This is a genomic window from Vibrio sp. V42_P2S4T144 (genome assembly GCF_009904715.1).
Classification (GTDB): Bacteria; Pseudomonadota; Gammaproteobacteria; order Enterobacterales; family Vibrionaceae; genus Vibrio; species Vibrio alginolyticus.
In genome coordinates, this window is the sequence record NZ_WXWS01000217.1 from 1 (window position 1) to 26,413 (window position 26,413).

A 26,413-nucleotide genomic window follows, 5' to 3' on the forward strand; every position below is an offset into this window, starting at 1 on the left:
GGTTAGCACTACGCAAACTTGCCAATCTACGATTTCCTTTTAAAGAAAGAGATTGGTTGCGGGGGCCGGATTTGAACCGACGACCTTCGGGTTATGAGCCCGACGAGCTACCAAGCTGCTCCACCCCGCGTCCGACTTGCTGAGCATTATACTCGCAAACAAGTGATTTACAAGTTTGTAAATACATGGTGCCGAGAGAGGGACTCGAACCCTCACACCTAAGGCACTAGCACCTCATGCTAGCGTGTCTACCAATTTCACCATCTCGGCATCAAAACCTTACAGCTTATTGAGGAATTTCATCACCCGCAGGGGCAGGAACTTCACTCGCTGCGTCCTTAACTTGTTCAACAACTGGTTGACCTAACGTTGGGTCTACCCATTGTGATTCAGTCTGGTGCGTAGACATACGACCAAGTAACAAGCTAACGATAAAGAATACGGTTGCTAAAATAGCAGTTGTTCGGGTTAAGAAATTACCTGAGCCGCCAGCACCAAACACTGTGTTTGAAGCACCAGCACCGAACGAGGCTCCCATATCTGCGCCTTTACCTTGTTGAATCAACACAAGGCCAATCACACCAAGCGCTGCCAACAGGTAAATCACAAGTAGAACTGAAAACATTTTTTCCACCTATGTTCCAAATTGTTGAGCCAGCGCCGTTCAAAAGAACAAATCATAATGAACAAGGCTAGCGACCTCCTAACGGGAGGCGGAGCAATACTAGCGAAAGCCAGTAACGCTGACAAGGGAAAATTAGTAAAAAATCAATGCCAATGCGTTAAGCGCTCAAAAAAAGGGCAAAAGATGCCCTTTTCATTCAAGACATGCTTTAACGCAATGATTAACAACTTGCTTTAACAGCCTCAGCGATTTTCAATGCTGAGTGTTGAACTAGTTCACCATCTTCGCCTTCCACCATAACGCGGATCAAAGGCTCAGTGCCAGACTTACGCAGCAGTACACGCCCTTTATCACCAAGTGTCGCCTCTACTTCAGCGACAGCGTTTAATACAGCTGTAGCTTCAAGAGGGTTACTTTCTCCTGAGAAACGGACATTTTCTAAAACCTGAGGATATAATGTCATTCCTTGCGATAGTTCATATAAAGACATATCGCTGCCAATTACAGAAGCAAGTACTTGAAGTGCAGCAACAATCGCATCGCCGGTTGTGACTTTATCTAATAAGATCACATGGCCTGAGTTTTCAGCACCAATTTTCCAACCTTTTTCTAGCAGTTGCTCCATGACATAACGGTCACCAACAGCAGCACGTACAAACGGAATGCCTAGCTGCTTTAAACCATTTTCCATACCCAAGTTAGTCATTAGTGTACCAACAACACCACCCTTTAGCTCACCACGACGAAGTGCATCACGAGCGATGATATAAGCAATTTGGTCACCATCAACTTTGTTACCTAGGTGGTCGACCATAATGATGCGGTCACCATCACCATCAAATGCGAGACCAAGATGCGCTTGCTCTTCAACAACACGCTGTTGAAGAGCTCGTACGTCTGTTGCGCCCACTTTTTCATTAATGTTGATGCCGTTAGGCTCTACGCCCATAGCGATAACTTCTGCCCCAAGTTCTTTGAAAACATTTGGAGCGATGTGGTACGTTGCACCGTGCGCACAGTCTACTACGATCTTAAAGTTCGCAAGGCTCAACTCAGATGGGAAAGTACTCTTACAGAATTCGATGTAACGACCAGATGCATCATTTAGGCGGGTTGCTTTACCAAGCTCAGCAGACTCCACACATTCAATTTCTTTATCTAACTCAGCTTCGATCGCCAATTCGATATCGTCAGGTAGCTTAGTACCCTCAGAAGAAAAGAATTTAATGCCGTTGTCGTAATATGGGTTATGTGATGCAGAAATCACAATACCAGCCTCGGCACGGAAAGTCTGAGTTAAATAGGCCACAGCTGGAGTTGGCATGGGACCAGTAAATGTTGCTTTAAGTCCCGCAGCTGCAAGGCCTGCCTCTAGTGCAGATTCAAGCATATAACCTGAAATACGTGTATCTTTACCTATGATAACTTTCTTTGTGCCTTGTTTCGCTAGTACACGACCAGCAGCCCAGCCAAGCTTAAGTACGAAGTCTGGAGTGATTGGGTATTGTCCTACTTTACCGCGCACACCGTCAGTACCAAAGTAACGTCTTTCATTCGACATAAACTTTCCTTTATTATTTTTAAATATTGTTTTTCGTCATCTCAACAACTTTCATCGCTTCGATTGTCTCTTCAAAGTCATGCACGCGAATGATCTGCGCGCCTTTCATCGCGGCAATCGTAGCACAAACGACACTTGCGTTCGTACACTCTGCCGCTGGCTTGTCTAACAGTTTGAAGATCATGGATTTACGAGACATGCCAGCCAAAATAGGCAGGCCGAATTCATGAAACTTTTCAAGATGAGCAAGCATATGATAATTGTGTTCGATTGTTTTGCCAAAGCCAAACCCAGGATCGAGAATCAGTTGAGATTTATCAATCCCTGCTGCTTCACACGCCGCGATACGTTCTTCTAGAAAAGCCGACACGTCCCCCATTAAATCATCATAATGAGGGTCAACTTGCATGGTCCTAGGCTGACCTTTCATATGCATCAGACAAATTGGAAGGTTTGCTTCTGCTGCGACTTCCAGAGCACCTGGCTCTTGCAGCGAGCGGATGTCATTGATCAAATCAGCCCCAGCATCAATTGCTTGACGCATCACTTCTGCTTTACTGGTGTCAACGGAAATCCATACATCATATTTTTCACGAATGGCTTTGATTACTGGGACAACACGCCTAAGCTCTTCTTCCAAAGACACATCCGGTGCACCAGGTCTTGTTGATTCACCACCAACATCAACAATACTTACACCAGCCTTTATCATTTTATCAACTTGAGCAAGAGCAAGTTCAATTGAGTTGTATTTACCGCCATCCGAAAAGGAATCCGGTGTCACATTTAGAATGGCCATGACATGTGGACGCGAAAGGTCCAAAGATTTGTTATTTGCTGTAATCATCATCATAAACACAAAAACCCCGAGATAACTCGGGGTTTAATATTATCGATACTCTTTATTCAGAGTCTTTCTTTTCAGGCGCTTCGTTAGAAGTTGTTTCAGAAGAGCTAGGCTGTTCTGCATCTTTCGCAGTCTCCGTTGCTTCTTCTTTAACTTCTTGCTTTGCTTGAGGCTTGTCGCTGTCTTCTGGTTTGCTTGCTGAGTTATCACTCCAGCCCGCAGGCTCACGAATTTCAGCTTTGCGCTCCATTAAGTCATCAATCTGGCGAGCATCAATGGTTTCATACTTCATCAGCGCATCTTTCATCGCATGCATGATATCCATGTTCTCTTGAAGAATCTTCTTCGCACGATCGTAGTTGCGGTCAATGATCTGACGAACTTCGTCATCAATCAACTTCGCTGTATCGTCAGACACATGTTTAGTCTGAGTTACACTACGCCCTAAGAACACTTCGCCTTCATCTTCTGCATACAGCAGAGGGCCAAGCTTTTCAGAGAAACCCCATTGAGTAACCATCTTACGAGCAATATCTGTTGCGCGCTCGATATCATTAGAAGCACCGGTTGATACTTTGTCAGCACCGTAGATAAGTTCTTCTGCTAAACGACCACCGTACAAGCTAGAAATCATTGATTCTAGGTGTTGGCGAGACATACTCACGCGGTCCTGCTCTGGAAGGTACATTGTTACACCCAACGCACGACCACGTGGAATGATAGACACTTTGTACACTGGATCGTGTTCAGGAACCAAGCGACCAACAATCGCGTGACCCGCTTCGTGGTATGCGGTTGACTCTTTCACTTCCTCAGACATCACCATTGAACGGCGCTCAGCACCCATCATGATTTTGTCTTTCGCCAGTTCAAACTCAACCATAGAAACGTTGCGCTTGTTACCGCGCGCAGCAAACAGGGCTGCTTCGTTAACTAAGTTTGCTAGGTCAGCACCAGAGAAGCCTGGAGTACCACGTGCGATGAGAGAAGGCTCTACATCACCCGCTAGAGGGACCTTACGCATGTGAACTTTTAGGATCTGTTCACGGCCACGTACATCTGGAAGACCAACTACCACTTGGCGGTCAAAACGACCAGGACGCAGTAACGCAGGGTCCAGCACATCCGGACGGTTAGTCGCAGCGATAACGATAATACCTTCGTTACCTTCGAAACCATCCATCTCAACGAGCATTTGGTTTAGTGTTTGTTCACGTTCATCATGACCACCACCAACACCTGCGCCACGTTGACGACCTACCGCATCGATCTCATCGATAAAGATGATACAAGGTGCGGCTTTCTTTGCTTGTTCAAACATGTCACGCACACGAGATGCACCAACACCAACGAACATTTCTACGAAATCAGAACCAGAGATAGTAAAAAATGGTACTTTCGCCTCACCGGCAATGGCTTTCGCTAGAAGCGTTTTACCCGTACCAGGAGGACCAACCATTAGAACACCCGTTGGAATCTTACCGCCCAGCTTTTGGAAGCGGCTTGGATCGCGTAGGTAGTCCACCAGCTCTTTCACGTCTTCTTTTGCTTCGTCACAACCTGCAACGTCAGCAAAAGTTGTCTTGATTTGTTCTTCGCTCATCATTCGAGCTTTGCTCTTACCAAAAGACATGGCGCCTTTACCACCGCCGCCTTGCATTTGACGCATGAAGAAAATCCATACACCAATTAGTAAGATCATTGGGAACCAAGAGATGAAGATAGTACCAAGCAAGCTTTGCTCTTCTGGAGGCGTGCCTTGTACTTTCACGTTTTGGTTAATTAGGTCATCTAGAAGCTTTTGGTCATACACTGGCATGTAAGTGACCATTTTGGCACCGCCGCCACGACGAACAAAGCTAATTTCACCGTCTTTAAAAGTTGCTTCTTGAATCTGGCCTTGGCCAACTTCCTGTACAAACGTGGTGTAATCCACGGTTCTGCCATTGCTTTCTCCAGGGCCAAAGCTCTGGAATACCGACATCAATACGACGGCGATAACAAGCCACAGAATTAAATTTTTTGCCATGTCACTCAAGGTGTAAGCCTCTCGATAACTAATTGTAATTAAAGGTAGGGTACTACAGTTCATTAACTGTAGCTATAGTGTTAACACGCTCTCAAGAGAGCAAAATGGTTAACCTTTGTAACCAGTGGCTACGACGAAGACCTCTCGAGAGCGAGCTCGCGATGAGTCTGGTTTTCTAATTTTTACGGCTTTAAACATGTCTCGGACTTCTTTCACATACTGATCGAAGCCTTCCCCTTGGAAAACCTTTACGACAAAGCTACCATTAGGCGCTAGAACTTGTCGACACATATCTAAAGCTAATTCAACTAAATACATAGCGCGAGGTTGATCAACAGAATTGTTTCCCGCGATGTTAGGCGCCATATCAGACATTACTACGTCTACCATGGAAGGTTGGATCCTTTCTAGCAAAGCTTCCAATACCGCATCATCACGAAAGTCGCCTTGTAAAAAGCTAACGCCAGCAATCGGGTCCATAGGAAGCAAGTCACACGCGATGATCTGACCACTGTCCCCTACTATCTTAGCAGCATATTGAGACCATCCGCCCGGCGCAGCCCCCAAGTCGACGACTGTCATTCCAGGCTTTAACAATTTATCTTTCGTTTGAATCTCATCGATCTTGAAATAAGCACGTGAGCGGTAGCCTTTTTTTCGGGCTTCATTCGCGTATTTATCATCAAAGTGTTCTTTCAACCAACGACCAGAACTAGCCGAATGTTTTTGTTTACTCATTTTAATCCCAACAAGGCACAAATTGGAGCTATTGTTTTAATAGGCGCTACCTATTACTCAATAAATTATAGTCTTCAGCAATAGATGGCGTTAAAATAGCTTTTTTCAACCCTTATTTTAAAGAAAATTGGCCGCGTAATGAACCTAAGCACCAAACAAAAGCAGCACCTTAAAGGCCTAGCTCACAGTTTAAAACCTGTTGTGCTAATGGGCGCAAATGGACTTACAGAAGCCGTGCTAGCAGAAATTGAAATCGCTCTTAACCATCACGAACTTATCAAAGTAAAAGTTGCTTCGGAAGATCGTGAAACAAAACAGCTAATCATCGACGCTATCGTACGTGAGACGGGCGCTGAAAAAGTTCAGACTATTGGTAAAGTGCTTGTGCTATATCGCCAGTCTGAAGAGCGTAAAATCGAAATCCCTCGTAAGTAACTCTACTTACGTTGCTGAAGAAAAAAGGTCGCCTGAGGCGACCTTTTTGCGTTTTATCAGAGTAGTAATGCTACTCCAAACGACTTAGATATATTCTACTCGGTCAATTTCGAAGTCTTTCGCGCCACCCGGAGTTTGAATAGCAACTTCATCGCCTTCCATCTTACCAATCAGGCCACGAGCAATAGGTGAGCTCACTGAAATGCGACCTGCTTTGATATCGGCTTCGTCATCACCAACGATTTGGTACGTTTTTTCTTCTTCGGTGTCAATATCAATCAAGGTTACGGTTGAACCAAAAATAACTTTACCCGTGTTCTCCATCTTCGTTACATCAATAACTTGAGCAACTGACAGTTTGTATTCAATGTCACGGATTTGTGCTTCACAAATGCCCTGCTCTTCACGAGCGGCGTGATATTCAGCATTCTCTTTTAAATCACCTAGCTCACGAGCTTCAGCAATTGCCTCTGAGATCTGAGGACGTAGTTTAAGTAGACGATCGAGTTCTGCACGTAGCTTTTGCTCGCCACGTAGTGTCATTGGAACTTTTTCCATTTTATAACCTCAAGCCCAAATGGGTCTTTGGACAAAAAAAGCCCACCCTGTCATAGGACTGGGTAGTGCGCTTAAAGATGTATTTCGTTTAGTGTAAACAAACTCCCGGACGAAATCATCTTAATTCGAAAGACAGCAAGACTATGCCTTTTCGGCATAATGATATAACTCACTTTTAGAGCGGTTCTAGGGCGAATCACCTTCTCAATTTATTGAAAAACAACACTGTTCATTACACCAAAAACCTCAAAAAAGATAAAAACTAATCAATGTCAGGCCAATGTCATTGCCAATAATTTCAATCAAAAACAGTAAGTTAAATAAAAACAACGCACAATTGAACAGTGTTCATCAGTGGGATTTATATCATTTTACTAACTCATACGGAAACTTTAGCAGTAAAACATGTCCAGCGAGTTGTTAGATCAATGGCTTACAAGTGCGAACTATATCGCTCAATTAGCCAATTTTGGACCAACAACTTGTGAGAGATCACCTCTCCCCCATACAACAATGATTATGGACAGCTAACTAGGACAAATAAGATGAAAAAGACTCTAATTGCTCTTTCTGTATCTGCAGCAGCTATGGCAACTGGCGTAAACGCAGCTGAACTTTACAACCAAGACGGTACTTCTCTAGAAATGGGCGGCCGTGCTGAAGCACGTCTATCTATGAAAGATGGCGACGCTCAAGACAAATCTCGCATCCGTCTAAACTTCCTTGGTAAACAAGAAATCAATGACAACCTATACGGTGTTGGTTTCTGGGAAGGTGAATTTGAGACTGCTCAAAACGGTACTGTAGACGGCGACGACAAGAGCGATCTAGAAACTCGTCTTGCTTACGCTGGTCTTGGCGGTGCTTACGGTGAGTTCGCATACGGTAAAACTGAAGGTGCACTAGGCGTTATCACTGACTTCACAGATATCATGGCTTACCACGGTAACTCTGCAGCAGACAAACTAGCTGTATCAGACCGTACAGACAACATGATGGCTTACAAAGGCCAGTTTGAAAACCTAAGCGTAAAAGCAAGCTACCGCTTCGCTGATCGTATGGAAAACAAAAACACTGGTGAGTACTACGACAACAAACAAGACGGTTACTCTCTATCTGCAATCTACGCTCTAGCTGACACTGGTCTTGAGCTAGGTGCTGGTTACGCAGATCAAGACAAAGCTAACGAGTACATGCTAGCTGCATCTTACACAATGTCTGATCTTTACTTCGCTGGTGTATTCACTGACGGCGAGAAAATGGAAGATTCAAACAACAGTAACACAGTTGATTACACTGGTTACGAGCTAGCGGGTGCTTACACTCTAGGCCAAACAGTATTTACAACATCATACAACAATGCAGAAACTAACAACGAAACTTCTGCAAACAACTTCGCTGTTGATGCTTCTTACTACTTCAAGCCTAACTTCCGTGGTTACATTTCTTACAACTTCAACCTGATTGATGCAGGTGACAAGTTTGGTTCAACTGACACGAGCAAAACAGTTGCAACTAAGATCGATGCTGAAGACGAGCTAGCTCTAGGTCTACGTTACGACTTCTAATTCCGGTCTTTGACTAGAATATCGAATGCCCGCTTTAAGCGGGCATTTTTTATACTTCATTTTAAGCAGCGCGCCTTTCTCTCGTGTCTCATTCATGAAGACATTTGAAGCATTTCTTTAGTTACCTAGCATATTGAAAGGACTTGCGTATACTCAATCACATAACTCACCTTAGAAAGTATCATTATGCGTTTACGTTGGCCCTTGCTCATATTCTCTTCATTACTTTCTGCTTTTTCACAAGCGTACCCTCATCAAGAGGTGTTGCCTGAAGGCGCCCGCATCAGTTTAGTTGCGGAAAAACTCAGTGAAAATGCTGAGCTTGACGGTGTTCATCCTACCGAACAACTGTTCCCACCAGCGAGTACATTAAAAATCGTCACCGCATTAGCCGCAAAGCTAGAACTGGGGGATAATTTCCGGTTTCGAACCAAGCTGGAAACGTCGAACTCAGATGCAGTGATTTACTTTGTCGGCGACCCAACACTCCAAACCAACGACTTAAAATCACTTCTCACTCTAGCTAAGAAAAATGGCTTAAAACGGATTAACGGTGACCTATGGCTCGATAACAGCGCATTCACTGGTTATAACCGTGCGGTGGGCTGGCCGTGGGATATCTTGGGAGTTTGCTACAGCGCTCCGGCATCGACCATCACACTCAATAACAACTGTGTACAAGCCTCTATCTATACACAAAAAGATGGTGGAACGCGGGTCTACGTACCAGAGCATCAACCTATTCGTGTCACAAGTACCGTAGAAACTGTTTCTAAAACCATTAAGAAAAGTCGTCATTGTGACTTAGGTTTAGTTGCAAATCCCGATAACAACTACAAGCTAACAGGGTGCTTGGTTGAAAGAGACAAACCATTGCCACTGAAATTTGCGGTTCAAGACCCTGAGCGTTACACCAGTCAAAGGTTGGCGACTTTGCTCAAGGAGCTCAACATTGGGGTATCAGGAAAGATTAGGGTCGGTACGGCGCCAGAAAAGCAGCGAAAGCTCATCGCAATGCATCAATCAAAGGCCTTACCAGACATTCTTGAAGATATGCTCAAAAACTCTGACAACTTGATTGCCGACACATTAACCAAAACACTTGGTGCTAAATTTTTCGTTCAGCCAGGTAGTTTTACTAACGGTACAGAAGCGATCAAGCAGATCATTTTCGCCAACACTGGTATTGATATTCGTAATGCGCGCCTAGAAGACGGCTCAGGACTTTCGCGAAATAACCGGATCTCCGCGACCAAGATGGCTGAAATGCTGCGCTATATTTGGAAGCATGAAAACGAACTCAAATTGATTGCCATCATGCCGAAATCAGGTGAATCCGGCACATTAAAGTACCGACAAAGTATGCGAAAACTTCCAATTAAAGGACAGCTGATCGCGAAAAGTGGCTCTATCTACGGGACTTACAATATGGCTGGATATGGCTTGGATAAAAATGGTCAACCTAACACCATTTTTGTTCAGTTTGTTTCAGACTACTTCCCAGAAAAACGGGACGACAACACACCTGTCATCGCCCCGATTACACATTTTGAGCAGCTTTTTTACAATGACATTGTGAACTTTAGTCAGGCAATACCTAAGAAATAGTTCACCACGTTAAAGTAAATCCACATTCCTGAAATATCGACGATAGACGCAAGAACTGGACTCACCAATACGGCTGGGTCCAACTTGCAAGCTCGTGCAATAATTGGCAACAGCCCGCCCAATGTTGTAGAAATGGTGACTTGAATGAACAGCGCAACTGCTATTGCCAGTGCGATATCGGTCAGTTCAAAGCCTCCTGTTGATTGTCCTGCACTAAATAACATAATGCGTCCAATCATCACGATAGCGATCGCTAGCGCAATAAATAGAGCGACTCGGCTCTCTTTCCACAAAACTTCTAACCATTGGCGTTTTTTTAACTCTCCAGTAGCAAGAGCACGAATCACTAAAGTTGCTGCTTGTGTTCCTGTGTTACCACCAGCAGCTGCAATCACTGGCATGTACACTGCAAGTAAAACAAGCTGACTAAGGGTGTCCTCATACTGAGCAATGATCAAGCCTGACACTATCCCTAAAAGAGCCAGTGCAATGATCCACCCAATACGCTGCTTCACGTGCCCCAAAACACTAGTCGATAAATAACCATCAGGTGTATCAACTTCAGACATATGCAGACCTAATTGGTGAGCATAATGACGTGCGCGTTTGTCATGGCCTGCTTGCTCAAGTTGAGCAATAAGACTATTCACATAGCCGACAGAGCAATGCTGTAAAATACCTACAGCCTCATCAATCGGCATAACCGTAAGCAAATGGACTTGTTGCTCTTGCTCGTACTGCAAGAATGCATTGCGAGCTGCACCAATTTCTACTTCAGAAAAGTTTGGTGTTGTTTCAATAAAAGTGTTGTTCATTACCGTCATGGCGAATCTCCCGATTGGCATTGGTAACGACCATCGACAAAGCATGAAAAGCCACTCTTGCACGCTAAAAGTCAGACAACAAATAAGATGCACAGAGAAAACCAATGCGAATGCACTGTCTATTCAGAATGTATGAAGGAAATAACGAGAAAAAAATTAGAAAAGATGCCTCACCACTTAGGTAAGGCGGAGATCGCCAATACCGAAGCGGGTTATTTCGCTCCCTTAATCTTACTCACCCAACGACTGGGAGGATGGTCGGTATTGTTCATGTAAATCTCCGATAGCGCTGCCATTATTGGCAGCGCAAGTATAGTAGCAAAGTTCATCAGGTATGGAAGTTTTACTTTGCCGTTTTTGCTAAATTTTCATACAAAAAAAGCGCCCTTCGGACGCTTTCATTTGCAGTCATTATGGATTACTGAATAGTAATACGAGCAAATTTACGTTTGCCTACTTGGAACACGTAAGTACCCGCTTCTGGAGCAAATTTGCTGTCCGCAATTTTTTCACCATCAATCTTCACAGCGCCCTGCTTAACCATGCGCATCGCATCTGACGATGATGGACATAAACCTGCTTCTTTCAACAGATTACTCACTGGGCGACCTGCGTCAAAGTCAAACTCTGGCATTTCATCAGGAATTTGGTTCTTCGCAAAACGGTTTACGAATTCTTGCTCTGCTGCATCGGCATCGGCTTCACTGTGGAAACGAGCAATAATTTCTTTTGCTAGCAATACTTTGATGTCACGAGGGTTTTTGCCCGCTTCTACATCAGCTTTGAATTGAGCAATCTCTTCCAGAGGACGGAAAGAGAGCAGCTCGTAGTAGCTCCACATTAAGTCATCAGAAATAGACATGATTTTACCAAACATTTCGCTTGGCGCTTCGCTGATACCGATGTAGTTGTTTGCTGACTTAGACATCTTCTTCTCGCCATCAAGGCCCACTAGAAGCGGCATCATCAGTACAACCTGAGGTTTTTGACCGTGAGACTTTTGCAGCTCACGACCCATTAGAAGGTTGAACTTCTGGTCTGTACCACCTAATTCAACATCCGTTTCCATTGCTACTGAGTCCCAGCCTTGTAGAAGTGGGTACATGAACTCATGAATAGCAATTGGCTGACCACCCGCGTAACGCTTTTTAAAGTCGTCACGCTCTAGCATACGAGCAACGGTTTGGTTTGCCGCAAGGCGAATCATACCTTCTGCGCCCAGTTCAGACAGCCACTCAGAGTTAAACTGAATTTTAGTCTTTGCAGGATCGAGAATTTTGAACACTTGCTCTTTGTACGTTTCAGCGTTACGCAATACGTCTTCGCGACTTAGCGGTGGACGAGTTGTGTTTTTACCTGTTGGGTCACCAACCATTGCAGTGAAGTCACCGATTAGGAACGTCACTTCATGACCTAGTTCTTGGAACAAGCGAAGCTTATTGAAAATAACCGTATGGCCTAGGTGAATGTCAGGTGCTGTTGGATCAGCGCCCAATTTAATACGTAGAGGACGGTCTTCTTTTAGTTTTGCGATTAGCTCTTCTTCTGGAATCAGCTCTTCAACACCGCGCTTAATCTCGGCTAGTGCAGCTTCAATGCTCGCCATTCTTGTTCACTCCCACAGATTTGGCAAAAATATAATAGCTGAACATATTACTTGAATAGCGATGCATTTTGAAACACGTTAGACTAGGTAGTTGTCACTTTTTCCGTTTAATTTAGCAATCAAGTACCTCATGCATTCGATTTTTGTCCGACTTCCACTCTTGCACAAAGTATTGATCGGTTTTTTTAGTGCGCTGATTATCTTCGCGCTCTTCTTTTTACCTGATCCGCAAGACCTAGACCCGCAGCAGAGCCGATTAAAAGTTGGTCAACATTATCCTGTGCCAGTTTCCCTCGAACTCAGTGCACTAAATAGTTCATCGCCTGCGGTTCCCGCCGTGCTGCGCTGGGAGACATACAAGGTAAAAAATGGCGAGAGTGCTGCCATCTTATTTAGTCGCGTAGGGCTTTCTGCTCGTCTATTACATGAACTGGTCTCATCAGACAAAGAAGTAGAAAAACAGTTAACTCGGCTTCGACCTGGTGACCGATTGCAATTTGGCTTTGACGAAAATAACGACTTGGTGCAGCTAAGAAGGACACTAAGCGCGTTCGAGACTTTTCGTATCACATTAAAAGACGGCAAGTACGTTTCTGAAGTTGATAAGAAAGAAGTCGACTTCCAGTACAACTACGCAGAAGCCACCATCAAATCAAACTTTTGGAATGCAGGAATATCTTCTGGATTAAATGGTAACCAAATCATGGAACTGGCTGGCATATTTGGTTGGGACATCGACTTTGCTTTAGATATTCGTAAAAACGATAGCTTCCGAGTACTTTACCAAGAGGAAGTGGTAGAAGGAGAAGTAATCGGCCGTGGAAAAATCATTGCTGCGATCTTTAAAAACCAAGGCGATACCTTTACCGCAATATTGGATCAGAAAAGCGGCAAGTATTACGACGAAAATGGGCGTGCAATGAAAAAAGCATTCTTACGCGCGCCGTTGGATTTCCGTCGAGTTTCGTCTAACTTCAACCCACGCCGCTTACATCCAGTGACGGGACGCGTTCGTCCTCATAGAGGCACGGACTATGCAGCACCAGTGGGCACCCCGATTTGGGCGGCTGGTGATGGTGTCGTTCAAAAATCGTCTTACAACAAATTTAATGGTAACTACGTTTTCATTAAACATAGTAATACTTACATTACCAAGTACCTGCACTTAACCAAACGTACTGTACGAGCTGGTCAACGCGTTAAGCAAGGCCAAACCATCGGTACGCTTGGCGGAACTGGCCGTGTAACTGGCCCTCACCTGCACTATGAGTTCCTTGTGAATGGTGTCCATAAAAACCCGCGCACGGTGAATTTGCCACAATCTAAATCCCTGACAGGAAAAGCGAGACAAACTTTCATGGCAAACGCGAAAGTTAGCATGGACAAGCTTGAACGCTACAGCAAACTGCTAGCAATGAAGTAAGGCAAGGTATTGAAAAGGGCAGCTTCGCTGCCCTTTTTGTTTTGTCGATATCATCACGATAAAGCTTACTGTTCGGAGTGATGCTCTCTCCCGAGCATAAGCAAACACGGTGTCAGAACTAACGTTAGCAAAGTCGCAAACGCCAAACCACCCGCGACAGCGGTCGCAAGCTGAGACCACCATTGAGTGCTTGGTGCGCCAAACTCCACTTTCTGATTAACTAAGTCGATGTTCATTTCTAACACCATTGGCAATAAGCCTAATATGGTGGTCACCGTCGTAAGTAAAACGGGTCTTAAACGCTGCACACCCGTACGCAAAATAGCCTCAGATTTTTCTAAGCCACGTTTACGCATCTGATTATAAGTATCGATTAAAACAATATTGTTGTTTACCACGATACCAGCCAACGCAATCACTCCAATTCCCGACATAATGATGCCAAATGGCTTTTGGAAAATAAGTAACCCGGCGAAGACACCAACGGTAGAAAACAGCACTGCACTAAGGATTAAGAAAGCTTGATAAAAGCTATTAAACTGCGTAATTAAAATCAAAGCCATCACACCAAGCGCGACAATAAAAGCATTTTGCAAGAATGCTGATGAGTTTTCCTGCTCTTCATTTTGACCCCGAATCTTATATTCAATGCCTTCCGGTAAGTCGAGCTGTTCCATTCCAGCGGCAATCTTAGGTAACTCAAGCGCCAAATTGTAACCTTCCACCATATCCGCTTTAATATTGATAACTCGATGACCGTCGACCCGACGAATAGTGTCTTGCTTATGATCTGGTTTGATTTGAGCAAAATTCGTAATCGGTACCAGACCAGCTGCCGTTTTCACTCTCAGTTGATCAAATCGACCTATGTCGCGCTTATCTTGCGGATAGCGCACCAAAATATCGACTTCTTCATCCGCATCATCGGGCAAATAATCGCCTATTTTCAAGCCGTTCGTAACAAACTGGACGGTATTCCCGACTAAAGTAGCATCCGCTGCAAAGCGAGAGGCGTCATCTCGCTGGATATCAATTTGCCAATCAATCCCTTCCTTATTAGTGGTATCACTCAAGTTGGTCAGTGCAGGATTACCATCAGCCCAATGTCGTACTTTTTTGGCTGCTTCATCTAACGCACTAACACTCAAATTTCGTGATGACACTTCAATCACGAGATCATGCTCGACAGGCGGTCCTGCGTCCGGGAATTTATACTCAAGTTCAACACCATAAAAGCGGTCTGTCGTCTCTTTTAGTTCCTCAATAATGGTTTTCACTTTGCGTCGATACTGCCAATCCACAGGCGTTATTTGAATCTGGCCAATCTCGTCCCCATTATCGCTCGATCCTGTGCGCGTGTAGACACTTTCAAACTCGTCATGACCGAGCATCACCTTCTCGATTTCGCGCATAACAACATCTTTTTCGTGAATTGACAAGTCACCATAAGAACGAACTTTAACGGTAAAAAAGGCAGGGTCCACTTCAGGGAAAAACTCTGCACCCAAGCCAGCTTTGTTGTAAGTGAAGCCGACACCTGCCGCTAGCAGTATCGCGCTGAGTAAGACTTTCCATGGATGACGAATCGCTACCGACAGAGTCTGGTAATAAAGCTTGGTAATGCCTGTCGCTTTTTCAAAGTTGCCGTTATGCAGCTCAACCATTTCTCGCTGAGCTTTCTGATTGACTACTTGAGGCTTGCCAATGATCCCACCGATGACAGGAACGAACAATAAAGCCATCATCAGAGAAGCGGCCAAAGTAGCAATTAAAGTAAGTGGTAAGTACTTCATGAACTCACCAGTGATGTCTGGCCAGAAAAGTAACGGAGCAAACGCAGCCAATGTGGTTGCTGTGGATGCGGTAATAGGCCAGGCCATTCGCTTTGCGGCATCTCGATAGGCTTCTTTACGTGGCGTTCCTTCTTGCATGCGCCGATCTGCAAACTCTGTCACCACAATGGCACCATCCACCAACATGCCTACTGCCATAATTAAAGCAAACAGTACGACGATATTGACCGTCAGCCCAAATACCGATAACACCAACAACCCAGTCAAGAACGATCCTGGAATAGAAATCCCCACGAGAAGCGCGGTCCTAACCCCCAATATGGCAATAATGACGATAACTACGAGGATAATTGCGGATAAGATATTGTTTTGTAGATCACTGAGCATCAATTTGACATCGTCGGATTGATCCCAAGTGTATTTAACTTGCAAATTGTCGGGCCACTCGGCGCGCTTCTGTCCCTGAGCCAGTATTTCTTTTACCAGCTCAACCGTTTCAATGATGTTTTCCCCTGCCCGTTTTTTTACGTCCAAAACGATGGCAGATTCGCCATCTAAACGAGCAAAACTTTCAGGATCGCGAAATGCACGCCGTACTGTCGCCACATCGCCAAAAGTGATCACCTCTTTGCCATTCACCTTGATCGGTAGTTCAAGCACATCTTTCAGTGAATCAAAAACCGATGGGACTTTTACCGAAAAGCGTCCATACCCAGTATCGACAAACCCCGCAGCCACAACTCGGTTATTCAAGGCAATTAAATTATAGATATCCGCTTGATCGAGACCGTAGCTTTCCATCAATAGCGGATCGACAACTATCTCCACGATGTCTTCGCGATCCCCTGCGATTTCAACTTCAAGAACCTGACGGAAACTCTCCAAACGATCACGTAGCGTTCTGGCAATCTGTACAATGGTCCGCTCTGGTACGGTGCCATATAGAACAACAGTTAAAACAGGCTCTTCAGATGCAAACGTGACTTCATTTACCGTTGGCTCATCACTGTCCTCTGGTAATTTTGGCTTTGCAAGATCAACCGCATCACGCACATCTGTCATCGCTTTATCAAGATCCACTCCGACACTAAATTCCAGCGTCACCGAAGCATGACCTTCTGATGCCACAGAGGTCATCTCTTTTACGCCTTCAATTGAACGCAGCTCTTGCTCTATTGGCCGAACTAATAAACGTTCGGCATCGACAGGAGAAATGCCTTGATGTCCAACAGAAACATAAATGATCGGAATGGTAATATCAGGGCTCGATTCCTTGGGGATTGTGACGTAAGTAATGACACCAGCAATTAATATCATCACCAACAATGTCAGCATAGTGCGAGCGCGAGATAACGCAGCATCAATCAGAGTGTACATAGGTGCTCCTTACTGCTCATTAGCCGCTTCAATAACTACGTCATCAACTTTATTGGCCAGTACTTGATCACCATCTCGCACAAAACCTTGTCCCAGCACGATAATGTCTGCACGCTCTCCTAACCCAGAGAGCCACACACCATCATCCTCGGCCTTAACGAGTTGAATTGGAACAAACTCAACATACTCATTACGCAGTGTCTTGACACCTAAGTTACCTTCTTCATCTAGTGCTAACATGGCAGCCGTAATCTTTACTGCCAACACTTCACTCAAAGGCAGCTGTACTTCTGCGCTCATACCAGCAGGAATTCTTGCGTCTTGATTATCAATTTCGATTTCAATTGGAAATGTATTAGTAGAAGCAGAAGAAACACGTCCAATGTAGCGCACACGACCTTGATGATGCTGTTGGTTAATGGTTCTTACGTCGGCTTCTAGGCCTTCCTTAAGGTATTGTATATGCCGTTCACTGACATCGGCTTCAATCACTAAAGTATCCAAATCAATGACCGTCGCAATAGGATCGCCAATCCCGACAAAATCACCTAACTCAACAAAGTGGTGATCTACGATGCCATCAAATGGCGCTTTAACCTCAGTATTTCTTAAAGCCGTTTGCACGTTACTCAAATTCGCACGTGCATCTACCAACGCTGCTTGCGCTGTCGCAAATGCAACCTCACCTTGCAGTCCACGACTTTTTAGCGATTTAGCTGCATTAAACTCTTTCTCTTTAACCAACAGCATCGCCTGGGCCCGTTTAAGTTGAATGCCAAGGTCGCGCTTATCGATGTTTGCGATCACTTGTCCCTGTTTGACCGCTTGGCCTTTCTTTATGTTAAGACTGACTATTTTACCGGCAACTTCGGCGCCAAGACGCGCTTGACGATTGGGCGCTGTTCGTCCATACAATTCAATGGTTTTACTGGTAGGTTCGGCAAGAAAAGTATCAAACATCACCTTTGCAAGTGGTGTTGTGTTCGTGGATGTTGAAGAGTTAGGATGATCATCCTGTGCTTTGAGTTGGCCGATGGTTAGCCATGCAACAAGAAGTAAGACGAGGATAAGAGATACTAGCCAAGGGCGCTCGACAATTCGGCGTCCAAAAGAAAGTCCAGACATATAAAGTCCTTTTTATTATTTCTCTGCATATCTGCGAGCGTGCGCTTTACGTGACATCCTTCTACATAAAGCACAGGCAGCCATTAGCTGCCTGTTAGGTGTTAATTACACACTGAACGATGCACCACAACCACATGTTGTCGTTGCATTTGGATTATTTACGAAGAAGCGCGCTCCTTCCAACCCTTCTGTGTAGTCAACAATACCGCCAACGAGATATTGCAGACTCATAGGGTCTACAACCAGTGTTACACCACTGTTTACGATTGTCGTATCGCCTTCGTTTACATTTTCATCAAAAGTAAAGCCGTATTGGAAGCCGCTGCAGCCGCCGCCAGTAATGTATACGCGCAGTTTCAATGCTGGGTTTTCTTCTTCAGCAATCAATGCTTTAACGCGAGATGCTGCTGCGTCAGAAAAAGATAATGGTACGTTTACTTCGCTCACGAAGACCTCTCTCACTCGTGTAATGCGTCAAGCCTGAAGCAAGACGTCAAATTTGTGCTAATTGAGACGATTATCCAATACCTGACAAACTCGTTCAAGTATTCGCCGCCGATTCTTTATAACAGATGCGGATATATAAGATTACACTGCGAAACAACACATAAATTAAGCAAAACGTTTCTAACTTGATTATAGCTAGGTACAATGCGCTCCACTTGGTCCGAGCAATCAAAAGAGGATAACCCCATGACCAAATCATCAGAGCTGTATCAAAAAGCTCAGCAAACCATCCCTGGCGGTGTCAATTCACCAGTTCGTGCATTCAACGGCGTTGGCGGCTCTCCGCTATTTATCGAACGAGCAGACGGTCCACTGATTTTTGATGCCGATGGTAAAGCGTATATTGATTACGTTGGCTCTTGGGGTCCAATGATTCTTGGCCACAACCACGCGGTTATCCGCGAAGCAGTAATTGATGCAGCGCAACGCGGTCTTAGCTTCGGTGCGCCAACAGAGCTTGAAATCGCGATGGCAGAATTAGTTTCTGAGCTTGTTCCATCAATGGAGCAAATCCGCATGGTAAGTTCTGGTACTGAAGCTACTATGAGCGCGATTCGCCTTGCACGTGGCTTCACCGGTCGCGACAAGATCATGAAATTTGAAGGTTGTTACCACGGCCACGCTGACAGCTTGCTAGTAAAAGCAGGTTCTGGAGCACTAACTCTAGGCCAACCAAGCTCTCCTGGCGTTCCTGCAGATTTTGCTAAGCACACGCTAACAGCAACATTCAACGACCTAGATTCTGTACGCGAGCTATTTGCTGCTAACAAAGGCGAAATTGCTTGTATCATCGTTGAGCCAGTAGCAGGCAACATGAACTGTATTCCACCAGTGGAAGGCTTCCACGAAGGGCTACGTGAAATCTGTGATCAAGAAGGCGCGCTACTAATTTTTGATGAAGTAATGACAGGCTTCCGTGTTGCTCTAGGCGGCGCGCAAGCACACTACAACATCAAACCCGACCTAACGACACTGGGTAAAGTGATTGGTGGCGGTATGCCAGTAGGTGCTTTCGGTGGCCGTAAAGAAGTGATGCAATACGTTGCACCTACAGGCCCAGTTTACCAAGCTGGTACCCTTTCCGGTAACCCTGTCGCAATGGCAGCAGGCTACGCATGTTTGAACCTTCTAAAAGAAGAAGGCAACGAAAAGCGCCTAGCTTCTAAAACGAAACAACTTGCTGAAGGCTTTAAGTCTCTAGCAGAAAAACACGGTATTCCGCTAGTTGTTAACCAAGTGGGCGGTATGTTCGGCTTCTTCTTCACTGACCAGGAAAAAGTAACTTGCTACGAAGACGTAACGAAGTGCGATGTAGAACGCTTCAAGCGTTTCTTCCACTTAATGCTAAAACACGGTGTCTACCTTGCGCCATCTGCGTTTGAAGCGAGCTTTACTTCACTCGCTCATGGTTCAAAAGAGATTGATGCCACACTAGAAGCGGCTGACCGCTGTTTTGCTGTTCTTGCAGAAGAAGCGAAATAATCGCTAAAAACGGCGATAACGCATTTAGAAAAGGACCGTAACGGTCCTTTTTTATTGCCAATTCAAAATAACCAATATCGCTAATACCCCAACGACAATGCCAAACCACGGTATTCGCTTAGCTTTTTTCTCAGTTTGACACTTTTTATCACCGTTGCAACAACCCATAGCTCATCTCTTGATTGATAACCGACTGATTTGTAGTCATTATAGCAAGGTACATCGCCCTGCTCTAATTCGGCATTGTCATAAGCTTGAAAGAGTTAAGAGTGCAAAGTAATAAAGGTTACACGCCATCATTGAAGGCATAAACCGTAAACGTCACCTGTAAGTTGGACTAATACCATGCCAAATAATGTAAAAATAACGTCGAGTCACCGAGTACTAATGGTTGCTTTACTCGCCGCTGCTTTTGCTTGCTACTTATTGGTTGAGCCATATATCAATTCAATTGTGATGGCTTTTATCATTTCTTTGCTCATGTTTCCGATACACGAATGGTTTGAGCAGAAAATTCCCAAGCACCCCAATATGGCGGCACTGCTGTCATGTGTCGTCTTGACGTTTATTATTGTTATCCCGCTTTTATTTGTGTTTGCCGCCATTGTTCAGCAAGGCTCTGTTTTCTCACAAAATACATATAATTGGGTTACCAATGGTGGTATCCAAGATATATTCCAACATCCTTTCGTTATCAAAGGCTTAGCGATTGTTAATGAGTACTTACCTTTTGATAAAATCGAGCCCAAAGCCATTGCTGAGAAAATTGGTCAATTTGCCACATCGTTTGGCTCTAACTTAGTCGCTATCAGCGCAAAGATTTTAGGAGACGCAACCAACTTCCTAATGAACTTCTTCCTAATGCTGTTTGTGCTGTTTTTTCTGCTTCGTGACCACGACAAAATTATCTCTGCGATTCGTCATATCCTGCCACTCTCACGTAGCCAAGAAGACCGCATATTGACAGAGATAGAGCAAGTTTCTAAATCAGCCGTAATGGGCTCATTCATGACGGCGATTGCTCAAGGTTTGGCTGGCGGCATCGGTATGTGGCTCGCCGGCTTCCCTGGGCTATTTTGGGGAACGATGATGGGCTTTGCATCATTCATTCCAGTGGTAGGAACCGCGCTAATCTGGATTCCTGCAGCAGCGTACTTGTTCTTAACAGGCGATATGACTTGGGCTATCTTTTTGACGGTGTGGAGTGTAGTTGTCGTTGGCTCTATAGATAACCTATTGCGCCCGTTGCTAATGCAAGGCAGCGCCGGCATGAATACCCTTATGATTTTCTTCTCATTACTGGGTGGTCTGCATCTGTTTGGTTTGATTGGTCTTATCTACGGCCCACTTATTTTTGCCGTGACCATGGTACTGTTTAATATCTACGAGGAAGAATTCAAAGACTTCCTTAACCAACAAGACAACAGCTAGTCACCGCTTAATCACTTCAAGCTTGGGGCAGATTGTGCGAAAATCTGCCCCAAATTATTTCTGATGAACCAAATTTATGTCTGCTTATATCGCTCCTAGCCAAATAGCTCAGCGCCAACTTGAATACTTCAACGGAAAACACGTTTTAGTCGCTGGTGAAGTTGAAGACCTATTTCCTCTTGAGTTAGTAGCTCATTGTGAGTCTGTTGAAGTGTTTACTTCCAACTATAGCTACTACCGCCAAATTCAAACCTCTGACAAAGTGAAAAGTCATTTTGGCTCTGTGTTTGATGTTGAAACAAAAGCAGACATGGTCCTTTTATACTGGCCAAAAGCAAAAGCCGAAGCAGAATACTTGCTGGCGATGTTGATGGCGAAACTGGGCATTAACACCGAAATCGTCATCGTTGGTGAAAACCGCTCCGGCATCAAGAGCATCGAGAAGATGTTCCAAGAATACGGCCCTGTGAACAAGTACGACTCTGCTCGTCGCTGCTCATTTTACTGGGGTAATTGCCTCAATGAACCCAAACCTTTCAACCAAACAGATTGGTTTAAGTCTTACACTGTTACGCTCGGTGAGCAGTCGCTAGCGGTTAAGAGCCTACCTGGCGTATTCAGCCATGGCGAATTCGACTTAGGTAGCCGATTGCTGCTTGAAACCTTACCTAAGCTTTCGGGCAAAGTGCTAGACTTTGGTTGTGGTGCAGGTGTGCTCGGTGCGTTTATGGCGAAAGCGAATCCAGAGATCGCGATTGAGATGTGTGACATTAATGCTTATGCGATCACTTCTAGCCAAGCCACATTAGAAGCGAATGGTTTATCCGGACGCGTATTTGCATCAGATATATACTCGGATACCGCAAAAGACTACCGCTTTATTATCAGCAACCCGCCATTCCACAGTGGTCTAGACACAAATTACAACGCAGCGGAAACCTTGTTGGGTCAGGCACCACAATATTTAACCAAAGACGGCGAAATGGTGATTGTCGCGAATAGCTTCTTAAAATACCCACCAATTATCGAGCGGGCGTTTAATAATTGCGAGACGCTAAATAAGACCAATAAATTTTCTATCTACTACGCGAAAAAATCATAACTTCCCCCCGCGCGGGCACAAACCTGCGCGATTTTTTCTCATAAATTCAACACTCATAAGAAAAACTGCGTCACCCTGCACGCTTTACAACTAACTTTCTTGTCAAAGAAAAAAAACTCGTTAATTTTGTTAATTCTATCTAGTTGAACATCTTATCCGTTTTTAACGAGAACCTCGGCAGCGAAGTATGTTTTAGAACTGCCCATTATGAGTTGTAATCTTATCCATGTTTAAATTCTACAAAAAACAGAAATTTAAGCGCCTTCAGAGTACACTGATGACCGCATTTCTGGTGCTCAGTATCACACCTCTTACCATTACTGCGATCTTTTTCTTGCAGTCCCACAGTAAAGATCTGCAAGAACAAAGCACCTCGCACTTACTGTCTGTTCGAGATACAAAACAGCAGCAAATCATCGACTACTTTGAGGCACGAGAAACCGAAGTCATGGGCTTTGTGCGCTCAGAGTTGGCTTACGCCAGTGGTGGCCGATTCTACGGTCTCGTCAATGCTTTTAGTCGTTTAGGCAATGATATTGAAGAGTCTCGTAAAAACGCCCAACAGCGCTACATCGAGGGCAGCGGAGACCAAATCAAAACCTCAACGTTACCCGAGTCATCCAACTATGTAGGAAGTGAACGTTACAGACTTTTGCACAAACGCTATCATTGGGCCTACTTGGAGCTCCTCAAGCGCTCTGATTTTAATGACATTTTGCTGGTCGACATCAATGGTAACGTCACCTACTCGATCAACAAAGACGATAACTACGGAACGAACTTGTTATCAGGCCCCTACAAAGACTCGGCACTTGGCAAAACTTTCAAGCGTCTCGCCGATGATGTGACTGAACGTCGAAAAGTAAACGAAGACTACACTCCTGTGATTGTGTCTGACTTCGAGCTGGAAGGGGGTAAATCAGTCGCTTGGCTAGGTGCACCAATTGTTCAGCAAGGTTATCTACACAGCTATGCCATGTTCCGCTTGCCAAATAATGGCATCACTAAGTTAGCCGCAGACGCTAATCGAGAGTCATCCATTAACACCCTGCTGGTTGGAAATGATCACCAACCTCGCACAATTAACACGAAACAAGACGACATTAAGAACAGTTTAGAAGTGATCGATAAAGCACTCTCTGGTGCGTTTGGTGTCGGCACTTACACGAACGGCTTAGGTGAAGAAATCATCGCGGCTTATGCACCGATTGAAACTCGTGGTGTGATTTGGGCGCTCGTCGTACAGTTACCAGAAAACGAAGCTTTCGCTCGTATCCATCAACTCGAAAAACTATTCGTTATCGCTATGTTGATCGCCATTATCCTTGTGGTGATAGCTTCTCACTATTTATCAAACTTTATCACTTCTCCGTTGCTGAAATTGACTTGGGTTGCCGAAAAGGTCTCTGCAGGGGATCTTGATGACACGTCTTTTAATACGGTTCGTAAAGATGAAATTGGTCGGCTTGCGTTAAGCTTTGAACGAATGCAACGCTCTATTCGAGAGAAGATTCAAACCATTAAGAAGCAAAATGAAGAACTAGAAAGCAACATACAGATCATTCAAAAACAGAATGAAGAACTGCAATTGGCCGATAAATTAAAAGATGAATTCTTAGCCACGACTTCTCATGAACTTCGTACACCGTTACACGGCATGGTCGGGATTGCTGAAACCTTAGCGTCCGGCGCCAATGGTGCGATCCCCGCTAGCCAGAAATATCAGCTTGATATCATCATTAAAAGTGGTCAGCGTCTCGCTAATCTAGTCGATGACTTGTTGGATTATCATAAAATGCGTTATGGAAGCATGGATATCCAGAAATCAGCAGTGAGTTTGGGCAGTGCAACACGATTGGTTTTAGAGCTTTCTAGCCATTTACTCGGAAGTAAAACCATCCGCATCATCAACCAAGTCCCAGCGGATTTAAAAGCAGTGTCAGCTGACCCGCAACGCCTTGAACAAGTGCTATATAACCTGATTGGCAATGCGATTAAATACACCTCAGAAGGTAAAATTGTTATCTCCGCTAATGTGGTAGATGATCATGTACGCGTACAAGTTGTGGATACTGGACAAGGAATTCCCGCAGAACAACTTGAACATATTTTTGAACCACTCATCCAAGCAGGGCAAGACGCGAGCCGTTATCGTCAAGGTGCAGGACTTGGGCTCTCCATTAGCCGTCAATTGATCGAATTAATGGGAGGCTCGTTATACGTCAGTAGCCAACCAATGGTCGGAACTACCTTCAGTTTCACTTTACCGCTCGCCAGTGAAGAAGAAATCCAAGCAACCCAGACTCTAGCTGCGCACGGACACTTCCAAATCCCTGAAGTTAATGTAGAGAACCGCGAAGACTTATCACTTCCAGAGAACCCAGACGGCCCGTTACTGTATGTTGCTGACGATGAACCAGTAAACTTACGCGTGCTTGAAAGCTTTTTACGTTTAGAGGGCTATCGTGTGCGTACCGTCTCCGATGGGCCAGAAACGTTAGCGCTCGTCGAGCAAGAGAAGCCGGAACTTCTGTTATTGGATATCATGATGCCAGGCATGAGCGGCTACCAAGTTTGTAGTGAACTACGTGAAACCTATGATCATGCCGAGTTGCCAATCATTATGCTCACCGCACTCAGTCAAACAGAAGATCGTGTAAGAGGTTTTGAAGCAGGAGCCAACGACTATTTATCGAAACCATTTAATAAACAAGAGTTGGCGGCACGTATCCAAGCGCATTTAACGGCAAGTAAAGCAGAAATGCGCCATATGGAAAACAAAGTGCTAGAGTCTGAACTTAGACAGCGAGCAGTCGTTGAAGCAAGCTTACTTGAGACTCAAGGTCGTTTGTTGGAACAGCTAGAATCGGCTCCTGAAGCTATCATCTGTCTACGTGAAGACAAGCGTATTCGCTTTGCTAACGAAGCTGCTTGTAAGCTATTCAAGCGCAGCTTAGAACAGCTAAAGCGCTCATCTGCTGATGAGCTGATTGCCCCTAAATATCTAACCGTCAAACAACCTCATTACTGTGGAAAGATTGATATCTATATTGAAGATATTCGTCAGAACATCGAAGCAGACATTCTTAAGCTCCCTGAAGGTTCAGGGTTAGATATCATGTACATCTTTAATGTCGGCGGTGGAGCCAGTGCCGCTCGCATACATAATCTAGAAACCGCCGTAGAAGTGCTTTCAAGTTATGCATTTGATGGTGACAAAGACCAATTGCAAAAGCTAAAAGAGCTTGGCGGAGAATTTACGCGCCTTGCAGACAAAGCACTCGGTAATAAAAAGGACAAGCAAGAACTTATGCGGGAAGTTCTAGTCGACGCAATGACACATGCTTTAGAGTATTGGGAATCTGTATCGGGTGAAAGTAAATTCGCATTTGCAGAGCAAAGTGGCTTGTGGCGCGTTTATCTAGACCGAAGTACTTTACAAACACGCACCTTAGATAAATACATGCGTATAGAAACATTACCCAAAACACCACGTTGGAGAACGGTGCTAAGCTCGATAGAGTTCATTCTCGAACACTGCAAAGAACAGAGCCCCGAGAGAGCATACATAGAAGCACAACGAGATAAACTACAGCGACTATTGACCAGCTAATATTTATCAAAAAAACTAGCCCAGCGTGCATGCTGGGCTTTTTTGTTATTCGAGTATTCCCTTCCTAGAGATAAAAGAGACCGCCTCTTCCTACCCCATTACCATATTTCCAATAACGAACATTCGGTTAGACAACGCTATCTATTGTTGGTCTTCAAAAC

At 44.7% G+C, this 26,413-nt stretch carries 19 protein-coding genes and 2 tRNA genes; 8 read left to right on the forward strand and 13 right to left on the reverse strand.

The window, feature by feature from the left end:
- Nucleotides 1–53: 53 nt before the first annotated feature.
- The 7 genes from CAG68_RS07695 to rlmE form a co-directional block, all read right to left on the reverse strand.
- Nucleotides 54–130: transfer RNA gene (locus CAG68_RS07695), tRNA-Met, on the reverse strand.
- 56 nt (nt 131–186) lie between these two features.
- Nucleotides 187–270 (reverse strand) — tRNA-Leu (locus tag CAG68_RS07700).
- A gap of 16 nt (nt 271–286) precedes the next feature.
- Nucleotides 287–625, reverse strand: a complete 339-nt coding sequence (secG, locus tag CAG68_RS07705) for a preprotein translocase subunit SecG (RefSeq protein ID WP_005380080.1) — start codon at nt 623–625, stop codon at nt 287–289.
- 220 nt (nt 626–845) lie between these two features.
- Nucleotides 846–2,186, reverse strand: coding sequence for a phosphoglucosamine mutase (gene glmM, locus CAG68_RS07710; RefSeq protein WP_161440978.1), 1,341 nt, complete (start codon nt 2,184–2,186; stop codon nt 846–848).
- A gap of 19 nt (nt 2,187–2,205) precedes the next feature.
- The gene (folP, locus tag CAG68_RS07715; protein WP_017820419.1) at nt 2,206–3,036 is read right to left on the reverse strand and encodes a dihydropteroate synthase; all 831 of its coding nucleotides are present in this window, start codon (nt 3,034–3,036) and stop codon (nt 2,206–2,208) included.
- 52 nt (nt 3,037–3,088) lie between these two features.
- A complete protein-coding gene (ftsH, locus tag CAG68_RS07720; RefSeq protein ID WP_017635895.1) occupies nt 3,089–5,062 on the reverse strand; it encodes an ATP-dependent zinc metalloprotease FtsH in 1,974 nt (657 codons plus the stop codon).
- A gap of 108 nt (nt 5,063–5,170) precedes the next feature.
- Nucleotides 5,171–5,800: a 23S rRNA (uridine(2552)-2'-O)-methyltransferase RlmE gene (gene rlmE / locus CAG68_RS07725; RefSeq protein WP_005388985.1), complete on the reverse strand. Its 630-nt coding sequence runs from the start codon at nt 5,798–5,800 to the stop codon at nt 5,171–5,173.
- Nucleotides 5,801–5,938: 138 nt separating this feature from the next.
- On the opposite strand from rlmE, the gene yhbY reads away from it, so the two are divergent.
- On the forward strand, nt 5,939–6,235 hold the full coding sequence (gene yhbY, locus CAG68_RS07730; RefSeq protein WP_005380066.1) for a ribosome assembly RNA-binding protein YhbY: 297 nt from the start codon (nt 5,939–5,941) through the stop codon (nt 6,233–6,235).
- A gap of 84 nt (nt 6,236–6,319) precedes the next feature.
- Here yhbY and greA read toward each other — a convergent pair whose 3' ends face one another.
- Nucleotides 6,320–6,793, reverse strand: a complete 474-nt coding sequence (gene greA / locus CAG68_RS07735) for a transcription elongation factor GreA (protein ID WP_005380065.1) — start codon at nt 6,791–6,793, stop codon at nt 6,320–6,322.
- 545 nt (nt 6,794–7,338) lie between these two features.
- On the opposite strand from greA, the gene CAG68_RS07740 reads away from it, so the two are divergent.
- Nucleotides 7,339–8,361, forward strand: coding sequence for a porin (locus tag CAG68_RS07740; RefSeq protein WP_005380064.1), 1,023 nt, complete (start codon nt 7,339–7,341; stop codon nt 8,359–8,361).
- Between the two features lie 186 nt (nt 8,362–8,547).
- Entirely contained in the window at nt 8,548–9,969 is a 1,422-nt protein-coding gene (gene dacB, locus CAG68_RS07745; protein WP_017820417.1) for a serine-type D-Ala-D-Ala carboxypeptidase, read from the forward strand.
- On the opposite strand, the gene CAG68_RS07750 is transcribed toward dacB, so the two are convergent.
- Both CAG68_RS07750 and tyrS read right to left on the reverse strand, forming a co-directional pair.
- On the reverse strand, nt 9,948–10,793 hold the full coding sequence (locus tag CAG68_RS07750) for a magnesium transporter (RefSeq protein WP_005380062.1): 846 nt from the start codon (nt 10,791–10,793) through the stop codon (nt 9,948–9,950). The genes dacB and CAG68_RS07750 overlap by 22 nt on opposite strands.
- A gap of 418 nt (nt 10,794–11,211) precedes the next feature.
- Nucleotides 11,212–12,399 carry a tyrosine--tRNA ligase gene (gene tyrS / locus CAG68_RS07755; RefSeq protein ID WP_017820416.1) on the reverse strand — a complete coding sequence of 396 codons (1,188 nt, stop codon included), beginning with the start codon at nt 12,397–12,399 and terminating at the stop codon, nt 11,212–11,214.
- Between the two features lie 130 nt (nt 12,400–12,529).
- Between tyrS and CAG68_RS07760 the strand changes: the two genes are divergently transcribed.
- Nucleotides 12,530–13,822, forward strand: coding sequence for a peptidoglycan DD-metalloendopeptidase family protein (locus CAG68_RS07760; RefSeq protein ID WP_033905576.1), 1,293 nt, complete (start codon nt 12,530–12,532; stop codon nt 13,820–13,822).
- Nucleotides 13,823–13,887: 65 nt separating this feature from the next.
- Here CAG68_RS07760 and vmeK read toward each other — a convergent pair whose 3' ends face one another.
- From vmeK to erpA, 3 genes are all read right to left on the reverse strand, one after another.
- A complete protein-coding gene (vmeK, locus tag CAG68_RS07765) occupies nt 13,888–16,992 on the reverse strand; it encodes a multidrug efflux RND transporter permease subunit VmeK (protein WP_054730006.1) in 3,105 nt (1,034 codons plus the stop codon).
- A 9-nt stretch (nt 16,993–17,001) separates the two neighbouring features.
- Nucleotides 17,002–18,117 carry an efflux RND transporter periplasmic adaptor subunit gene (locus tag CAG68_RS07770; RefSeq protein ID WP_054574824.1) on the reverse strand — a complete coding sequence of 372 codons (1,116 nt, stop codon included), beginning with the start codon at nt 18,115–18,117 and terminating at the stop codon, nt 17,002–17,004.
- Between the two features lie 105 nt (nt 18,118–18,222).
- On the reverse strand, nt 18,223–18,564 hold the full coding sequence (gene erpA, locus CAG68_RS07775; RefSeq protein ID WP_005380031.1) for an iron-sulfur cluster insertion protein ErpA: 342 nt from the start codon (nt 18,562–18,564) through the stop codon (nt 18,223–18,225).
- 246 nt (nt 18,565–18,810) lie between these two features.
- On the opposite strand from erpA, the gene hemL reads away from it, so the two are divergent.
- From hemL to CAG68_RS07795, 4 genes are all read left to right on the forward strand, one after another.
- Nucleotides 18,811–20,106 (forward strand): glutamate-1-semialdehyde 2,1-aminomutase, encoded by a 1,296-nt coding sequence (hemL, locus tag CAG68_RS07780; protein ID WP_005380032.1) that lies wholly within the window; start codon nt 18,811–18,813, stop codon nt 20,104–20,106.
- Between the two features lie 345 nt (nt 20,107–20,451).
- Nucleotides 20,452–21,537: an AI-2E family transporter gene (locus tag CAG68_RS07785; RefSeq protein WP_005386541.1), complete on the forward strand. Its 1,086-nt coding sequence runs from the start codon at nt 20,452–20,454 to the stop codon at nt 21,535–21,537.
- Between the two features lie 76 nt (nt 21,538–21,613).
- Complete coding sequence (gene rsmC, locus CAG68_RS07790) at nt 21,614–22,639, forward strand: 16S rRNA (guanine(1207)-N(2))-methyltransferase RsmC (RefSeq protein WP_017635899.1); 1,026 nt, start codon at nt 21,614–21,616, stop codon at nt 22,637–22,639.
- Nucleotides 22,640–22,865: 226 nt separating this feature from the next.
- A complete protein-coding gene (locus CAG68_RS07795; protein ID WP_086047026.1) occupies nt 22,866–26,252 on the forward strand; it encodes a hybrid sensor histidine kinase/response regulator in 3,387 nt (1,128 codons plus the stop codon).
- Nucleotides 26,253–26,413 lie beyond the last annotated feature (161 nt).